The 17,770-nt window shown below is 35.1% G+C and carries 11 protein-coding genes; 10 read left to right on the top strand and 1 reads right to left on the bottom strand.

All coding sequences use genetic code 11. The features are described 5' to 3' along the window. Positions 1–393: 393 nt before the first annotated feature. Positions 394–1,407, top strand: coding sequence for a phosphatidylinositol-specific phospholipase C1-like protein (locus tag ACKC83_RS00840; RefSeq protein ID WP_434036703.1), 1,014 nt, complete (start codon positions 394–396; stop codon positions 1,405–1,407). Between the two features lie 3 nt (positions 1,408–1,410). Here ACKC83_RS00840 and ACKC83_RS00835 read toward each other — a convergent pair whose 3' ends face one another. Continuing rightward, positions 1,411–3,993: a metallophosphoesterase gene (locus tag ACKC83_RS00835; protein WP_434036702.1), complete on the bottom strand. Its 2,583-nt coding sequence runs from the start codon at positions 3,991–3,993 to the stop codon at positions 1,411–1,413. A 459-nt stretch (positions 3,994–4,452) separates the two neighbouring features. Between ACKC83_RS00835 and ACKC83_RS00830 the strand changes: the two genes are divergently transcribed. The 9 genes from ACKC83_RS00830 (at position 4,453) to ACKC83_RS00790 (ending at position 17,715) form a co-directional block, all read left to right on the top strand. Then, entirely contained in the window at positions 4,453–5,382 is a 930-nt protein-coding gene (locus ACKC83_RS00830; protein WP_414035386.1) for a dihydrodipicolinate synthase family protein, read from the top strand. Between the two features lie 245 nt (positions 5,383–5,627). Next, positions 5,628–7,211 carry an aldehyde dehydrogenase (NADP(+)) gene (locus tag ACKC83_RS00825; RefSeq protein WP_434036701.1) on the top strand — a complete coding sequence of 528 codons (1,584 nt, stop codon included), beginning with the start codon at positions 5,628–5,630 and terminating at the stop codon, positions 7,209–7,211. Positions 7,212–7,244: 33 nt separating this feature from the next. Continuing rightward, entirely contained in the window at positions 7,245–8,252 is a 1,008-nt protein-coding gene (locus ACKC83_RS00820; RefSeq protein ID WP_434036700.1) for a 4-hydroxyproline epimerase, read from the top strand. Between the two features lie 11 nt (positions 8,253–8,263). Continuing rightward, positions 8,264–9,511: an NAD(P)/FAD-dependent oxidoreductase gene (locus tag ACKC83_RS00815; RefSeq protein ID WP_434036699.1), complete on the top strand. Its 1,248-nt coding sequence runs from the start codon at positions 8,264–8,266 to the stop codon at positions 9,509–9,511. A 349-nt stretch (positions 9,512–9,860) separates the two neighbouring features. Continuing rightward, positions 9,861–11,555, top strand: a complete 1,695-nt coding sequence (locus tag ACKC83_RS00810; RefSeq protein WP_434036698.1) for a GMC oxidoreductase — start codon at positions 9,861–9,863, stop codon at positions 11,553–11,555. A 2-nt stretch (positions 11,556–11,557) separates the two neighbouring features. Further along, the gene (locus ACKC83_RS00805) at positions 11,558–12,124 is read left to right on the top strand and encodes a gluconate 2-dehydrogenase subunit 3 family protein (RefSeq protein ID WP_434036697.1); all 567 of its coding nucleotides are present in this window, start codon (positions 11,558–11,560) and stop codon (positions 12,122–12,124) included. A 990-nt stretch (positions 12,125–13,114) separates the two neighbouring features. Beyond that, complete coding sequence (locus tag ACKC83_RS00800; RefSeq protein WP_414035392.1) at positions 13,115–14,347, top strand: ROK family protein; 1,233 nt, start codon at positions 13,115–13,117, stop codon at positions 14,345–14,347. A gap of 177 nt (positions 14,348–14,524) precedes the next feature. Continuing rightward, entirely contained in the window at positions 14,525–16,267 is a 1,743-nt protein-coding gene (locus ACKC83_RS00795; RefSeq protein WP_434036696.1) for an arylsulfatase, read from the top strand. 38 nt (positions 16,268–16,305) lie between these two features. Continuing rightward, positions 16,306–17,715 carry a sulfatase family protein gene (locus tag ACKC83_RS00790; RefSeq protein WP_434036695.1) on the top strand — a complete coding sequence of 470 codons (1,410 nt, stop codon included), beginning with the start codon at positions 16,306–16,308 and terminating at the stop codon, positions 17,713–17,715. The last annotated feature ends 55 nt before the right edge of the window (positions 17,716–17,770 follow it).

Raw genomic sequence — 17,770 nt, 5'->3', positions numbered from 1 at the left:
AACTATGGTTTTTTGTTTTGAGGAAAGTTTATACGTATTTTTAATTCATTAAGTGAGTAAAGATTTTAGAGGTTAATTGGAAGTCGTTAACAAAACTTTATAAGTTTTAATCGTGTCGCAAATTAATGAAATCTTAAGCTCTCAAATTTTAGCTAATAGTTATGCAACTGTTAAATAAACAGTGTGGTGTAAATTATACTGAAAAATGTTAATATGTTGTTATGTAGTAGTTTAATGGTTTTGTGTGGGTCACTTAAACATGTTAAGTTTTTACATTTTGTTCTTAATTTACTAACATGAACTTAATGGATTAGTGGTAATTTTGGCCACTAATTTTTTTTAGTTATGAAATATTATTTGTCCTTATGTTTATTGTGTATTCTATGTTTTAAAGTGAGATCTCAACACGATGCTTTACGCATTAATCAGCTTCAAGTTATTGGTTCTCATAACAGTTATAAAAAAGAAATAGAGCCTAAACTATATCGTTTTTTAGAAGAAAAGGATACCACCAATAGTATACAATCTTTACAGTATACCCATATACCTATATTAGAGCAGTTAGATATGGGATTACGAAATCTTGAAATAGATGTTTATGCCGATTCTAAAGGAGGGACGTATGCAAATCCAAAAGGATTATCTCTAGCACAACCAGATGAGGCATTCGATCCTAATAAGGTCATGCAGAAACCGGGATTTAAAATTTTACATGTTATAGATATCGATTTTAGAACGCATTATTATACTCTAGATGCTTGCTTAAAGGATATAAAATCATGGTCTGAGGCGCACCCTAATCACGAACCTATTTTTGTAACATTAGAAGCTAAAGACGGAAAAGCAAATATGTTTGGCACACAGCCAGAAGAATTTACAACATCACTTTTTGCAGAACTCGATAATGCACTAAAAAGCGGTTTAGGAAGTGATAAATTAATAACTCCGGATAATGTTAAAGGCAAATATGAAACTCTAGAGCAGGCGGTGTTAAATAATAACTGGCCAAAATTAAAAGACGCTAGAGGGAAGTTCTTATTTATTTTAGATGACTCTGGTAGAAAACGTGATTTATATATTAAAGGGCATCCATCGCTTAATAATCGTGCTATGTTTGCAAATGCAAATCCAGGAACGCCTGAAGCGGCAACTTTATTTAGAAATAATCCAGAAGATAAGTCCATAAAAGATTTAGTGTCTAAAGGATATATAATAAGAACGCGTGCAGATGCAGGTACCAAAGAAGCACGATCTAACGACTATTCTCATTTTAATATGGCAAAGGATTCTGGTGCACAAATTATCACTACAGATTATTATTTGCCTAGTACATTATTTAAAAGCGATTATCATATTTCATTTAAAAACGGGACATATGTTAGAAAGAATCCGGTTACAACAAAGTAAGTACTAGTTTTCTATAGCTTTTAAAGCTCCTGTATTATAATCTATAACAAAATGATTAGCAGGGGCACCGTTTAAGAATTTTAAAAAGATTGAAGAAAAGGTTAATAATTTCTGTCTGATATCGTCGTTTTTATTCGGAGATAGCGTCAACTTATAAGTATCAAATAGCCATTTATATATGGCTATTTGTTTGTCTCCAATATCGTTAATTGCTAAAACATCAGCATTCCGAATTCGGTAAAAATCAAATATCATATCAAAGCCAGTCCAGTCTTTAAAATCCTCTACTGTTAAATCGGAGGTTTGTAAAGCCAATACAGCTTTGTTTTCGGCCATTTCCCAATCTAACTTATATTCGGTTTTGTTTAGACATAAGGTTTCAATTGAGATGTTAGTATCTAAGTAAGGTAGCAGAAGTAAATCTTCAGCGGTGATATTTAACATGAAATCCTTAAAACCCGGAGCCCATTCTTTTAGAAACCTTAAGCGTACTAGTTCTTTTAAATGAAACATGGTAAAATCATGATACGACGTACTGTTTAAAATTTCATGATTCCATAAAGGGTTTCCTTGCGAAGTTAAATGCTTATATTCCTTTTCGTAAAGTGGAAATAAATCATCAAAATTAGGAACATGGTTAACTTGTATAGTGCTCACTTCAATCTCATTATTGGCTTTTACTTTTAATATTTTATAACCTGGAATATATGCGGCAATAGATGGTGTTTGTATATTAATTAAAGACTTTTCGTTTTCAAAGGTTCTCACGCCAGTGTCGTTAATATGCATATGTCCTGCTACATGGATTTTTATTCCGGCATCAAAAAATATTTTAGAGACCGCTTCCTGAGGTACACGTTCTAAATGCCATTTTTTACCTTCGAAAAAGGATTCTAATTCTTTTGATGCATCATCGTTAAAATCAATCATCGGGTAATGGCTAAAAGCAATAAGTGTTTTGTTTAATCGCTTGGCTTCCGAGGCAACCCTTTTTACCCATTGTATAAGGTGTGTTTTATGAGTAATTACATTGTTATATCCTATACTAGCGCCGCTGTAATTTTTCGGGTCTAAAGCGTGGCCAGCAATAGAATCTTTTGGTAGATATACATTGGCATCTAAAGCGAGTAGCCATACGTTTGGTGTTGGTTCTACAACATAGCTAGCGTCGGGAATGGTGTATCCTGGCGCCATATTATACATCCTATTATTTAATGTGCTTTGCTGTAAAGCTGTTTTATAAGTGTAAGTCTCGGGTGTATAGTTAGAGAAGGGAGTAGCCCAATACAGATGGTTTTCTTGAGGGAAAAAACCAAAAGATTGTAAATGATTAAGAACGCCCGTGTACCCTAATTTTTTAATGTCTTTAGAAAGAATGACAGGGAGGTCGGTTTTTAAAGGTTTATAACTATAAATAGCTTGAGCCTGTCCGTCTGTTCCCATAAAATCAGATTTTCCAGAATCTTGAGCAAGAGGTCCTACAGGATCGTGATTACCGGTGGTTATAAAAAATTGCATACCATAGGTTGTTTCGTAAGACTGGAGAATGTGTTGCAAACCTTTTAAATGAATGGCTTGGCCGTCGTCGGTATAATCACCCGGTAAGGCGACATACTTTATGCCTTTGTTTACCATATCGTCTAAGGCAGCAAATAGTGCAAAATAATTCTCGTTAAAGATTCTTGTAGAATGCAATTGCGCATCCATTGTTCTTAAAAGCGTGTGCTTTTTGGTCTTGTCATTGTATATTCCTTTATAATCGTTATCCGAAAATTCGCCATAAATATCTTGAAAGTGTATATCCGAAATAAAAGCAATTTCTATAGCCTTTGTGGTCGCATTTAGAGTATTAAAATAGTTAGCGCATTCTAGCGGGTGATCTGTGTTTATAAAATCTACGCCCATTCTATAAAATGTATTCCAGGCCAATGGCGTGTCTGGAGCGCCCCAAAAACGAAATGGTTTATTGTGTGCGTGTGCTTGGTTTACAACACGTTTTAAGGTGTTAAAATCTGTTGTCGGAATAGAATCCTGACCTTTCCAAGACGAGAAATTTGCGTAGCTAAGACTTATTAATGCAATTTTATTCAGCGCTTTTTTAGGAATTGGCTTTAAGCTTTGGTAGTCGAATAGTATATAATCAGGATAGGTATTGTAATCCTTTAATTCGGGTCTATGTCCCGAAATTACAAAACTCAGTTTTGGGTTACTTGTAAGCTCAGGATATGTTTTTAATACCGTCTCAATAGCATCAAGTGTGGTGTATGCTTCAGATTTTATATCGATTAAAAATTGGATCTGCTGTTCGGCTCCTAAGTGGGTTTTATAAACTTTACTTAAAGGTGCTAAGTATAAAGATTCTAAGGTGTTTTGTGACTTAATTTCATGGGCTTCGTGCGTAGCGTATAAAGTGTCGTTTTTTAAAAACACATCCACTTCTATAGATTCTAAACCACTATTATAGGCTTTCCAAAAGGGTAAAAGCTGACTGTAATCGTTGTGAGAATGAATCTTGTAAGGTGCTTGAGCAAAGCAAGAGAAGGATAGAAAAATAAAAATGTAAAATAAAGGACGAGATAAAGACATGAACAACCGTTTTACTTGAAAAATTAACTAATAAAATTACAATTAGTCGGCCCACTATTTGTGCTTCATGTATTATCTATCTATTAAGGATTACTGCCTCAGTATTTACAAATAGTTAAGAAATTTAGTAACGGATGGGAGTGTTATAATCTTTAATCAATTATGGTAATACATTTAAAACCTACCACTTTATAATATGTCTCGGTTAGGGGAACATTCATGCTAGTTTTTAGACAAAATATAGGTTCATTCTAGACTGGTTGGTCATGAAAAATATTAAATTGAATTTCAACGGATTAGTTGAGTCAAATACTGGTTCTGGTTGTTTTATTTTTAATAAGGGCTCATTTTTTATGAAACTAGGGCAAAATATGTAAAATAGTATCAATTATAGATAAAATACATTATTTTGAAAGTTTTAGTATTCTATATTTTTGAGTAAATTAAAAAACAGAATTTATGAGTTTTAAATGGGAAGGCGTTATGCCAGCGATTACAACACAATTTACAGATAAAGATGAATTGGATTTAGAGTTGTTTAAGGTTAATATTAAAGCACAATTAGATGCAGGTGTCCATGGTCTTGTATTAGGAGGTACTTTAGGTGAAGCTAGCACATTAACAGATGAAGAAAGACGTATTTTAACAAGAGAAGCTGTTGCGTTTACAGAAGGAAAGGTGCCTGTTTTAATGAATATTGCAGAAACAACAACTAAAGCGGCTATAAATTTAGCAAGAACTGCTGAAGAAGATGGAGCCGAAGCTTTAATGATACTGCCTCCAATGCGATATAAAGCATCAGACGAAGAGGTTGTTGAGTATTTTAGAGCTATTGCAGACAGTACGTCATTGCCAATAATGATTTACAATAACCCTACAGATTATAAAATTTTAGTGACTCTAGATATGTTTGCCGAATTGGTTGAATTGTGTCCAAACATTCAAGCGGTAAAAGAATCGACTAGAGATACAACAAATATAACTAGAATTAAAAATCGTTTTGGAGATAGACTAGCTATTATGACTGGAGTAGATACTTTAGCATTAGAAAGTTTATTATTAGGTGCAAACGGCTGGGTAGCTGGTTTAGTTTGTGCATTTCCAGCAGAAACTGTTGCTATTTACGAACTTCAAAAAGCAGGACGTATTCAAGAAGCTCTTGAGATTTACCGTTGGTTTATGCCATTGTTAGAGTTAGATATCCACCCAAAATTAGTGCAGTACATTAAATTTGCAACGTTACATACAGACATTGGTTCTGAATATGTAAGAGCGCCAAGATTAGTGTTACAAGGTGAAGAGCGTGCAGAAATAGAAAAAATTATTACAGATGCACTTGCAGTAAGACCAACATTACCAGAGTATAAAAACTTAAGTGTAATAGCTTAGAAATAATCATGTTTCTAATAGATAAAATGTTTGATTTTAGTGTTTATTTTAAACGGAAAAGTCAAACATTTATCTTTATTTTAACATGTACTTTGTTTAGTATCGTCAAATTTATTAGTAATATTTGATGAGGTTTAAACAAAAATAAATCGATTAGTAATTGTGTTATAGTTGTAAATTACAAACCTACTAAAACGAATTAATAATTAAACAAGATCCCTAATTCGGATTAAAAAACAAACTTGATGATAACAGGAAAAAATTATATAGGTAGCCAACTATCTGCAAAAGGCGAAAACGTATACAAAACATTTAATCCACAATCAAATACCGAAAATGAGCACGTGTTCTATGCTGCAACTTCAGAAGAAATAGATGAAGCTGTGACATTAGCGTCAGAAGCATTCGAGGTAACCCGATCACTTTCAGGATTAAAAAAGGCGGCGTTTTTAAATGCAATTGCAGACGAAATTTTAGCACTTGGAGATGAGTTATTAGATATGTATTGTGCAGAAACAGGCTTACCTGCAGGACGTGCGCAAGGAGAACGTGGAAGAACCATGTTTCAGCTACGTACTTTTGCCGATTTAATTACCGAAGGTTCATGGGTAGATGCAAGTATCGATACTGCAATACCAGACAGAGAACCTTTACCTAAATCAGATTTACGTAAAATGTATGTGCCATTAGGGCCTATAGCTGTTTTTGGAGCTAGTAATTTTGCTTTAGCATTTTCTACAGCTGGAGGAGATACTGCTGCTGCATTTGCTGCAGGTTGTCCAGTAATCGTAAAGTCACATCCAATGCATGCGGGAACAGGCGAATTAGTGTCATCTGCAATAATTAAAGCGGCCGAAAAAACGGGAATGCCAAACGGAATATTCTCTAATATTAATAGTAATGGTATCGAAGAAGGATCATTATTAGTGAGTCATCCAAAAGTAAAAGCAGTTGGTTTTACAGGAAGTATTCGCGGTGGTAGAGCATTATACGATTTAGCAACAAAAAGGGATGAACTTATTCCTGTGTTTGCCGAAATGGGAAGTATAAATCCTGTTGTAGCGCTTCCAAAAGCTTTAGAAAATAAAGCAGAAAGTTGGGCTAAAACTTACGCTTCTTCTATTGCTATGGGTACAGGACAATTCTGTACTAATCCAGGGCTGTTATTAGGGGTTAAAGGTGAAAGTTTAGATAATTTTATTTCTATTTTATCAAAAGAGTTTGTTAACATAGATCCAACATGTATGTTACATCCAAACATACTTGAGGCTTATAACAATAATAAATCTAAAGCTTTAGAGCAACCAGAGTTAGATATTGTAGCCGATTATACTGCTGAGGTTAAACCTAATTACGCGAAGCACGCTGTGGCTACCGTTCAAGGGAAAACCTTTATAGCAAACCCGACATTACATCAAGAAGTTTTCGGACCGTACTCTATAATTGTACAGTGTGAAGATATGGCAGAATTAGAAACTATACTTTCTAAATTAGAAGGTCAGTTAACAGGAACATTAATTGCCGACGACAATGAAGCTACCGATTATCCAAAAGTAATTGCAGCTTTACAAAATAGAGTTGGACGTATTATTTTAAACGGAATGCCAACAGGTGTCGAGGTGTGCCCTTCTATGGTGCACGGAGGTCCATATCCTTCTTCAACAGATTCTAGATTTACATCTGTAGGAGTAGACTCGATTAAGAGATGGGTAAGACCGGTTAGTTTCCAAGATTGGCCAAACGATTTGTTACCAGATGCACTTAAAAACGAAAACCCTTTAAATATTTTAAGGCTGGTAAATAGTGAAAAAACAAAAGATGTAATTTAAAAAATATTGAAAATTTAGCGGTTATAAAATTGAATGAAAAACAGCTTTAAATGTATTGATGCGCATACCTGCGGAAACCCAGTAAGAGTGGTGGAAGCAGGTGGGCCAATGTTGAATGGCGCTACCATGAGCGAAAAACGACAACATTTTCTAAAAGAGTATGATTGGATTCGTAAAGGACTCATGTTTGAGCCTCGCGGTCATGATATGATGAGTGGTAGTATTTTGTACCCGCCAAATAATCCGGAAAACGATTTTGGAATTCTATTTATTGAAACCTCAGGATGTTTACCCATGTGCGGTCATGGAACTATTGGTTCTGTAACTATAGCTATCGAAGAAGGCTTGGTTGTCCCTAAAACACCAGGAAAAATTAGAATGGAAGCGCCCGCTGGATTAGTAGATATTGAGTATCAGGAACTAGATGGTAAGGTAAAATGGGTTAAATTAACTAATGTAAAAAGTTTCTTAGCAGCGGAAAATTTAACCATTGATTGTCCCGAGCTAGGCGCACTAACCTTCGATGTGTCTTATGGCGGTAACTACTACGCTATTATAGATGCTCAAGATAATTTTTCTGGAGTTCAAGATTTTACGGCGAGTAAATTAATTCAGTTTTCTCAGGTTATTCGAGATAAAATCAATCTTAAATATCCTGATATGTTTATCCACCCAGAAGATCCTACCATTAAAGATGTATCTCATATTATGTGGACGGGAACACCAATAGATCCAAAATCTTCTGGACGAAATGCCGTGTTTTATGGTGATAAAGCGATCGATAGATCGCCTTGCGGTACAGGAACATCTTCTAGATTAGCACAATTACACGCTAAAGGGAAATTAAAAAAAGGAGAAGATTTTATACACGAAAGTTTTATTGGCTCGACATTTATTGGTCGCGTAGAGGAAGAAACATCTTTAAACGGAACATTAGCGATTATTCCTTCTATTAAAGGATGGGCAAGAATTTACGGCCATAATACTATTAGTATTGACGATGAAGACGATCCATATGCACATGGGTTTCAAGTGATTTAAATACCTATTAAATGAGTAAAAATATTGTAATTATTGGTGGAGGTATTACAGGATTATGTTCTGCATATTACCTTCAAAAAGAAGGGCATCAAGTCACCGTCTTAGATCAATCAGATATGGCATCGGGGGCATCTCATGTAAATGCCGGATATATAACGCCGAGTCATTTTATATCTTTGGCGGCTCCAGGAATGATTACAAAAGGAATTAAATGGATGTTTAATGCTGCAAGTCCGTTATACGTAAAACCCAGATTAGATATGGATTTTATTAATTGGACTTTAGCGTTTAAAAAATCGGCAACACCAGCCAAAGTTGAAAAGTCTATTTTAGCGATTAAAAATATTAATTTATTTTCTCGAGATCTTTACGAGGATTTAAAACAATCTGCCGATTTTAATTTCCATTACGAACGTAAAGGCCTTTTAATGTGTTATAAGTCTGATGAGGTTGGAGAAGAAGAATGGCATGTTGGACAACGTGGTATTCAGGAAGGTTTAGGGGTTAAAAACTTATCGGCTAAAGAGGTTCAGGAATTGGAACCTCATGCCAATTTAAATGTTAAAGGTGCTGTGTATTATGATTGTGATGCGCACATGACTCCTAATTATTTTATGAAAGATATGCTGGCTTATTTAAAAGCAAACGGAGTTATTTTTCATAAAAATGAAACTGTAACTGATTTAAAGTTTACAAATAAGACGATCACAGAAGTTGTTACAGATCAGAGGACATTACAACCCGACCAGGTGGTTTTAGCTGCCGGAAGTTGGAGTCCGTTAGTTTCTAAAAAACTAGGGATTAAAATACCTGTTCAGGCAGGAAAAGGTTACAGAATAAACGTAAATAGAGAAACACATATTACCATTCCAGCCATATTATGTGAAGCTAAAGTAGCGGTTACACCTATGGATGGTTTTACACGTTTTGCGGGTACCATGGAAATAGCAGGTATTAATAATGCTATAAATCCGAAACGGGTAGATGCTATTGCAACAGCTGCAAAAAATTATTATAACCATTTAGAAATTACTTCAGAAGAAAAAGAACAGGCACAATGTGGCTTAAGACCATGCTCGCCAGACGGATTGCCATACATTGGTAAATCGTCTAAATGTAATAATTTAATTATTGCAACGGGACACGCTATGATGGGGTGGAGCTTGGGGCCAGCAACAGGAAAGTTAGTTTCAGAAATGGTTTCAGATAAAAAAGTGTCGTTAGATGTGTCTTTTTATCACCCAGATAGAAAATTTTAATTTTACGGATGTGTTTTTTTTAAAAAGGAATTGTTGTGTTTTTAGTATAATTTTTTTGAATACAAAGCCGTAAAAGTAATTATAAATTAAAATAATGCGAATATCAGAATCTAGGTGTGATTTTGAATATTTATGTGTAAATACATAGGCCAAATTTTAATGGTGAGACCCATGTGGTAAACGTTAAATATTTGTGTGTTTTGCTTATTTGCACTAAGTTTAAAGCGGGTTTACAGTAGTTATGGAGTTCTTTTCCGTGGCTGTAAAAATATAGCTTTAATAGCTCAGCGTGATTACTTATTAATTATGCTATAATAGATTTTATTTTAACAAAAAAAATAGTTTACAATTGGAAAAGGAGTTTGATGCCATTGTTATTGGAACTGGTATTTCAGGTGGTTGGGCCGCTAAAGAATTATGTGAAAATGGCCTAAAAACATTAGTTTTAGAACGTGGTAGAATGGTAGAGCATGGAGAATATCCGACTGCTGAAAAAGATGATTGGGAGTTTGAGCATAGAGGACAAGCAACTACCGAAGATATTAAAAAGCAGGAGAAGCAAAACCGTACGGGTTTTGTAACCAAGGAAGCTTACAAACATTGGTTTGTAGACGATTTAAAACATCCATATAACGAGGAAAAACGCTTTGATTGGATACGTGGCTATCACGTAGGTGGAAGGTCTCTTACTTGGGGAAGGCAAGCGTTGCGTTTTAGTGATATAGATTTTGAAGCTAATAAGAAAGAAAACATAGGTGTAGATTGGCCTATACGTTATAAAGATATCGATCCTTGGTACACAAGAGTAGAAAAATTTATAGGCGTGTGTGGCGAGAAGCTGGGATTGCCTCAATTACCAGATGGTTATTTTTCTCCAGCGATGGAGCTAAATGTGGTCGAAAAGCATTTTAGAAGTGAAATAACTAAGGCATACGACAATAGAACCCTAACCATGGGGCGATTTGTTAACCTAACTGGCGATGTCAAGCATGAGGGACGGTACAATTGCGCGTATCGTAATAGATGTATGCGAGGGTGTCCTTTAGGCGCTTACTTTAGTAGTAATTCTTCAACGTTACCTGCTGCCGAAAGAACCGGTAATATGACATTAAGAGTGAATTCCGTGGTGTACGAAATTGTATACGACGACAAAACTAAAAAAGCCACAGGAGTAAAAATTATTGACGCCATAACAAAAGAAAAAATCGAGTATAAGGCTAAAGTTATTTTTTGTTGTGCTTCTGCTATAGCCTCTACAAGTATTTTGTTGCAATCTAAATCCGAAAGATTTCCAAACGGAATGGGTAACGATAGTGGGGAACTGGGACGTAATTTAATGGATCATCATTTTAGAGTTGGAGCTACGGCCGAAACCGATAAGTTTTCGGATGTTAGTTATATTAATAATAGACCAACAAGTTTTCATGTGCCAAGATTCCGTAACATAGGAGATTCTGAGGATTCTAAGAATAAATTTTTAAGAGGATATTCTTTTCAGGGAAGTGCTAGCCGTACAGATTGGAAACGTGGTATTAAAGAATTAAGTTACGGTAAAGATGTAAAAGACGAACTTTTAAAACCAGGAACATGGCGTATTGGTATGGTTGGTTTTGGAGAATGTTTACCTTATCATGAAAATAAAATGACCCTTAACTACCAGAAAAAAGACGAGTGGGGTTTACCAACAGTAACGTTCGATGCAGAGTTTAAGGAAAACGAAATGCTAATGCGTGAAGATATGTTGAAAGAAGCCATTAAAATGTTAACCCAAGCCGGTTTTAAGAACGTTAAAGGGTATAATCATACCGAATCATTATGGTTGGGGCATGCTATTCATGAAATGGGTACTGCTAGAATGGGGCGCGATCCAAAGACATCTGTGCTTAATGAATTTAATCAAGTTCACGCTGTGCCTAATGTGTATGTTACAGATGGGGCGTGTATGACGTCTTCTGCAAATCAGAATCCTTCACTTACTTATATGGCTTTATCGGCTAGAGCTGCAAACCATGCCGCTACTCAAATTAAAAACGAAATATTTTAATTATGGAAAGAAGAGTCGCCGTTAAAAATATGCTTTTCGCACTTGGAGCAACGGTTAGTGCGTCTACAGTTTTAAGTATTTTTGGATCGTGTACAGAGGATGCAAAAACAGGATGGGTATCTACATTTTACGATCCTTCAGAGATTAAGGTTGTCCATAATTTAGTCGATATATACTTGCCTAAAACATCTATTGTAGGTGGTAAAGATTTAAATCTAGCTCAGTTTGTAGACATGATGTCTCAATCGGTTTTAGATGAAGAGAAACAAGCCGAAGTTAAATTGGGATCTAAAGTATTTATAGCAAGATTTGAAGAGAAATTCGATAAGAACATTGCCAATGGTTCTAAGGAAGATTTTGAAGCTTTTATTGCGCTTTACATGAATGTGCCTAAGGATAAAGAAGATAAAGTCTTTCAGCTTTTAGATACTCCAGATTATAAACTGTTGCCTAAATCCGAACAACAAGATTATCTGCTTTATACTTTTTTAACTACAGTAAGAACCTATAGCTTCTTAGGATTTTATACTTCAGAGATTGTTGAAGATAAAATAATGGAGCTGACTTAAAGCTAAATTTAGTGTAGTATTAGGTAAAATATAATTCAAGACACGTGATATCTCTTCACCCTGTCTGTATCAAAAATTAAAATAATCGTCCTTCTGAAATTGTATTCAGAGGGACGATTGCATTTGTACTCATGTCGTAATAATTTTTAAGAGTCTACATGTAATGGCGTTCACCGGTTTTGTAATGATGGTGTGGTAGGCACATTCCATGTGTTGAAGTCTGTCCTGTTTAAAAAAATAGTGAGCTACGCTGTGTTAATCAGGGCATGATTTGGCGTGTCAGTTAATTGTAGCATGACAATCGAAGATCTGATAGTATTTTAGTAATTGTGTATAATTATTGGTTTAAGAGGGGTATATGGCACTGATTTTGTTGCGGTAGAACATTTATTTTAAAAGTATTAAAAAGTAAATTAATTAGCTTAAAGTAGGGTGTTTATAGAGGATTTATATTCTGAAATTCAGTTATTTTTAAGGGCTTAAAAAGATAGATTACAGTAATACTGTAGGGTTTTAAGTGCAATATTCTTCGTTAAAGTACGTGACTATCTCGAGATCTAATTCTTATTGATATAAGGTGTTTAAGTAGAGTATTGTAATAAAATGGAATGTTAAAAGTGTGTCGCAAAGGCTCTTAGGAATCGTGTGTGAGTTGATTCGGTTTTGGTTTTAACATTGTGTATTTCTAAATATTTTAAGAAAAAACATGAATTATAATAGCTTATTTGATTAAGTCTTAATAAAAATCTCAAAATTTTATAATATGTATCACAAAGCATTAGTGATAAAATATAGGGTTTTTAAGTTGTTGAAAGTCAATATTATATGTATGTTTATCGTGGCATTTAAAATTCTGGTTGTTGTGATTTAATTATACAGATTTTAAATATTTAAACCTCGTGTAGTCATTTAAATGATAATAGTTTTCATTTAATTGTGCTATATTGTAAAAAAAACTTACTTTAATGCCTTTAAAAAGTATCGCTATATATGAGTAAAGAGTATAAAAAGATGGATGTTGCACTTTTACATCTCACAAATAAAAAAGTGATTTTAAAGCTGATAAAAGATAATGTTCAAATTAGCAGATCTGCACTTTCGAAAAAATCTGGATTAACACCGCCAACTATAACTAGGTTGGTAGACGAGCTTATGCATGTAGACCAACTGGTTGAAAGCATTGGGTTAGGAGATTCAAGTGGAGGGAGACCGCCTTTAATAGTTAAATTAAAAAACGAAAATAATTACCTTATTGGTATCGATTTAGGAGCTACATATATTAGGGGATGCTTGGTAGATCTAAATGCTAATTTTGTGTCGGAAATGCAAGTATCGACAGAGTTGGAGAAAGGTTTTGAAAGTATTGTTGAAAAGTTAGTTAAAATTGTAGAGAAATTTCAGAAACGAAAGAATCCTGACGATAAGATTTGGGGTGTTGGATTAGGTGTTGCCGGTTTAGTAAATAGTGAAACTGGAATCATCGAATCTTCTCCAGATTTTGGATGGACAAATATCGATTTAGGTAAAGAATTAGATAAGCGATTAAATTTGCCATTCTTCTACGATAACTCTACGCGTTTAATGGCGTTAGGGGAATTGAACATGGGAATTCGTGAGAATCAGAAAAATTTCGCAATCATTAACATGGGATATGGTATTGCTTCTGGTTTGGTGGTCGAAGGTACTCTGCTTAAAGGGTATTCTGGGTTTGCCGGCGAATTTGGCCACATATCTGTAGATACCGATAGTGAGGTGCAGTGTAAGTGTGGTATGTATGGGTGTTTGGAGGCTTTAGCTTCCGGTCACAGAATTACATCTTTAGGTAAAGCTGCAGTAGAAAATAATGAATCTGAGTTATTAAAAGAACTCGCCAGAGGGGATAAGGAGCTCATAACAGCAGAGCTAGTGGCGCTTGCGGCCTTGCAAAACGATCCTGCATCTCTTAAAATATATAACGACGTAGCCGAATATTTATGTAAAGGTATCGGGGCTATTTCCAATTTATTAAATCCGGAAACCGTTTATATTGGTGGAGGGGTGTCTTTAAATGGGAACTTGTTATTTGATCTAATCGAGAGCAAAAAAAATAAATACCTACTGCCTTCTAGTGCGAAAGTTAAAATCTTACCAGCCACTCATGGCGATCAAGCCACAACAATTGGCGCAGTTGCATTGGTGTTAGATAAGATGATGAATTTAGAATTAACTAATCCGAAAAATTAAGATAAGCACGCTATGTCGTAAATACGAGTCGTTGTGCCTTTAAATTTGAATCCAGATAACTTAAGAATGAAAAAATATGAGCTTATACCATTATTGATTTTTTTATCAATTTTTTGTAGTGGTTGTAAAACTGAAAATAAAGAAATTGTAGAGAAATCGGAGGTTAAAAGGCCTAATGTGATTTTAATAATGACCGACGATCAAGGGTATGGCGATTTGGGGGCGCATGGGAATCCCTATGTGAAAACACCTGCAATCGATGAGTTTTATGGTAAAAGTGTGCGTTTTACAGACTTTCATGTAGATCCGTCGTGTTCGCCAACGCGATCTGCTTTATTAACTGGAAACTATTCTGCACGTGCAGGGGTTTGGCACACAATCGGTGGGCGATCGTTATTAAAAGAAGGTATGGTTACCATGCCGGAGGTGTTTAAAGATAATGGTTATGAGACTGCTGTGTTTGGAAAATGGCATTTGGGAGAAAACTATCCGTTTCGTCCAATGGATCGTGGTTTTAAAGAATCAATTGTCCATGGTGGTGGCGGTGTTGGTCAGAATCCAGATTATTGGGGTAATAATTATATAGACGATACGTATAAGCACAACGGGGAGTTCGAAAAATACGATGGTTACTGTAATACAGTATGGTTTGATCAAGCTTTAAACTATATCAAAAAAAATAAAGACAAACCGTTCTTTTGTTACATTCCAACAAATTTACCACATGCGCCACTTATAGTAGACGATAAATATGTGGAACCATACAAAGGGAAAGTTTCCGATAGAATTGCCAATTATTATGGTATGGTAAGTAAAATAGACGAGGATGTTGCTACATTATTTAAGGAAGTTAAAGAGATGGGGCTAGAGGAAAATACGATTGTAATTTTCATGACAGATAATGGTCCTTGTCCTTGGTTTGGAGGTGTGGTAATAGATTTTGAAACAGGTTTTATTGAAGAAGGATATACCGATGGTATGCGTGGTGGTAAGATTTGGGGTTACGAAAACGGACACCATGTGCCATTTTTTATACGTTGGCCAAACGGAAATATCGAAGGAGGAAAGGATATCGGTGCTTTGTCAGGACATATTGATGTTATGCCCACTTTAATAGATTTATGTCAGTTAGATGTAGATGGCGACTTGAAAATGGATGGTAGAAGTTTAGTGCCGCTTTTAAATGGAGATGAAAAAACTTGGAAGGACGACCGTTCCATTATAGTGCATAATCAACGTGTGGAATATCCTGTAAAGGATAAAGAATACCAAGTGTTAACAGATGAGTGGAGATTAGTAAAAAGAAGGAAAGACGAATTGTATAATATTAAAACCGATCCCGGTCAAAAAAACAATGTCGTGGACGAACATCCTGAAATTGTTGCAGATTTGTACGAAAGATATAATGTGTGGTGGGAAGATGTTTCTGTAGATTTCGATGAATATGCTCAAATACATATCGGAACGCCTTACGAGAATCCAGTAACACTTTATCCACATGATGCTCATACGCGTGATAAGAAGAAAATATGGGTGATTAATGTTGCTCGTGATGGAAAATACGAAATTGGAGTAGCTAGATCGCCAAAGGAATCTGGTAGAAATATAGTGAAATATAAAGAAGGAGATGCGAAAACAGAAGTTGGAAGCGCGTTTTTAAACATCGGGAATATATCTAAAACAAGTCCGATTGTTAATGATATGGCTAGCGTAAAATTCGAAGTGAATTTAAAAGCAGGAACGACTTGTCTTAATGCTTTTTTTAAACTTAATGAAAATGACAAGTTGCTTACTTCTCCATTTCTATATGTAAATTATGTTGGTGAGGCAGACCAGACGAAAGTAAAAGACTACGTCGCTTCAGAACCAGATCGTCTTTTAAAAGATAATTATAAACAAAACGTTGTGCTCTTTGATTGATGCATTTCAAAAATCAAATTAAATTAAAAATTAAATTCATGAAAAAATTATTTAGGCTCATACCTATATTCTGTTACTTGTTCTTTATTACGGCCTGCGACACTAAAAAAAAGGAAGATGTTGCTGTTGCTGAAAAAGTAGAAAAACCAAACATCATTTTTATTCTTACAGACGATCAGCGTTGGGATGCTTTGGGATTTGCGGGTAACCCAATAATAAAAACACCGAATATGGATGAGTTGGCGGGATCTGGTTTGTATTTTAAAAATGCATTTGTAACCACGCCTATATGTGCGGCAAGTAGAGCGACGCTATTCACGGGTTTATATGAGAGAACACACGATTTTAATTTTGGGAAACCTAAGTTAAAAGATGGTTATATGTATGAAAGTTATCCGTATTTACTTAAAAAGGCGGGATACAGAACAGGGTTAATAGGTAAGTTAGGTGTTAAGCTTAATCCAGGAATCCAGGATTCCTTATTCGATACAACTAAGAAAACGTTCTGGCCATATTTAGTTGAAGTGGATGGGGAAGAAAAGCATTTAGCCGATATCAATGGCGATCATGCCATCGATTTTATTAAATCGGAAAAAGGAAAACCATTTTGTTTGTCGTTGTCATTCTGGTCGCCTCACGCAGACGATGGGGCTGAAGAGCAATATTTTTGGCCTAAGTACGTAGATAGTTTGTATGTTAACGATACCATTCCTACGCCTGAAACAGCCGATCCTAAGTTTTTTGCGGCACTTCCTGAATTTATGAAACATACCATGAATAGAAAAAGATGGTACTGGAGATATGATACCCCGGAGAAATTTCAAAAGATGGTAAAGGGCTATTATAAAATGATTAGTACTGTAGATGGTGTTGTTGGTAGAATTAGAAAAACGTTAGAAGAAGAAGGTTTAGCCGATAATACTGTAATTGTATTTATGGGAGATAATGGGTACTATATGGGAGAACGTGGTTTTTCTGGTAAGTGGTTAATGCATGAGCAGTCGCTTCGTGTGCCTTTAATGATATACGACCCAAGAGAACCTAAATCGTCACAATCTAAAACATTCGACGAGATGGTACTTAATCTAGATATTGCACCTACATTGTTAGATCTTGCAGGAGTAGATATTCCTGAAAGTTATCAAGGTGAAAGTTTAGTCGATTTTTATGATAAGGATGTTTCTAATTGGCGTACATCAGCATTTTTTGAGCACCAAAGAGAGGGAGAGTCTTTGCTTCCAAAAACAGAAGCGTTTCGCGACGATACCTATAAGTTTATCAGATACGAGGCGGCTCCGGAATTTGTTGAGTTGTATAATTTAAAGGAAGATTTTAACGAGGTAAATAATCTGGCTTTAGATAAAAAATACAGTGACCTTGTAGATTTTTATGCTAAAAAATGTGATTCTGTCGCTGGTAAATTATTGGCGCAACGTATTGCGAAATAGAAATAAAATACAATTTGTTAAAACACTGTAGTCTGTTTTAATGATGTAATAATTA

Origin of the sequence: Formosa bonchosmolovskayae, from assembly GCF_051016085.1 — a bacterium.
Taxonomy (GTDB): Bacteria; Bacteroidota; Bacteroidia; order Flavobacteriales; family Flavobacteriaceae; genus Formosa.
This window is presented reverse-complemented; position numbering and strand designations above follow the sequence as displayed.

Bases quoted from the DNA above. Each gene is read 5' to 3' on its own strand.
- ACKC83_RS00835 (WP_434036702.1), bottom strand. From the start codon at position 3,993: ATGTCTTTATCTCGTCCTTTATTTTACATTTTTATTTTTCTATCCTTC.
- ACKC83_RS00820 (WP_434036700.1), top strand. From the start codon at position 7,245: ATGAAAAACAGCTTTAAATGTATTGATGCGCATACCTGCGGAAACCCA.
- ACKC83_RS00825 (WP_434036701.1), top strand. From the start codon at position 5,628: ATGATAACAGGAAAAAATTATATAGGTAGCCAACTATCTGCAAAAGGC.
- ACKC83_RS00800 (WP_414035392.1), top strand. From the start codon at position 13,115: ATGAGTAAAGAGTATAAAAAGATGGATGTTGCACTTTTACATCTCACA.
- ACKC83_RS00830 (WP_414035386.1), top strand. From the start codon at position 4,453: ATGAGTTTTAAATGGGAAGGCGTTATGCCAGCGATTACAACACAATTT.
- ACKC83_RS00815 (WP_434036699.1), top strand. From the start codon at position 8,264: ATGAGTAAAAATATTGTAATTATTGGTGGAGGTATTACAGGATTATGT.
- ACKC83_RS00790 (WP_434036695.1), top strand. From the start codon at position 16,306: ATGAAAAAATTATTTAGGCTCATACCTATATTCTGTTACTTGTTCTTT.
- ACKC83_RS00805 (WP_434036697.1), top strand. From the start codon at position 11,558: ATGGAAAGAAGAGTCGCCGTTAAAAATATGCTTTTCGCACTTGGAGCA.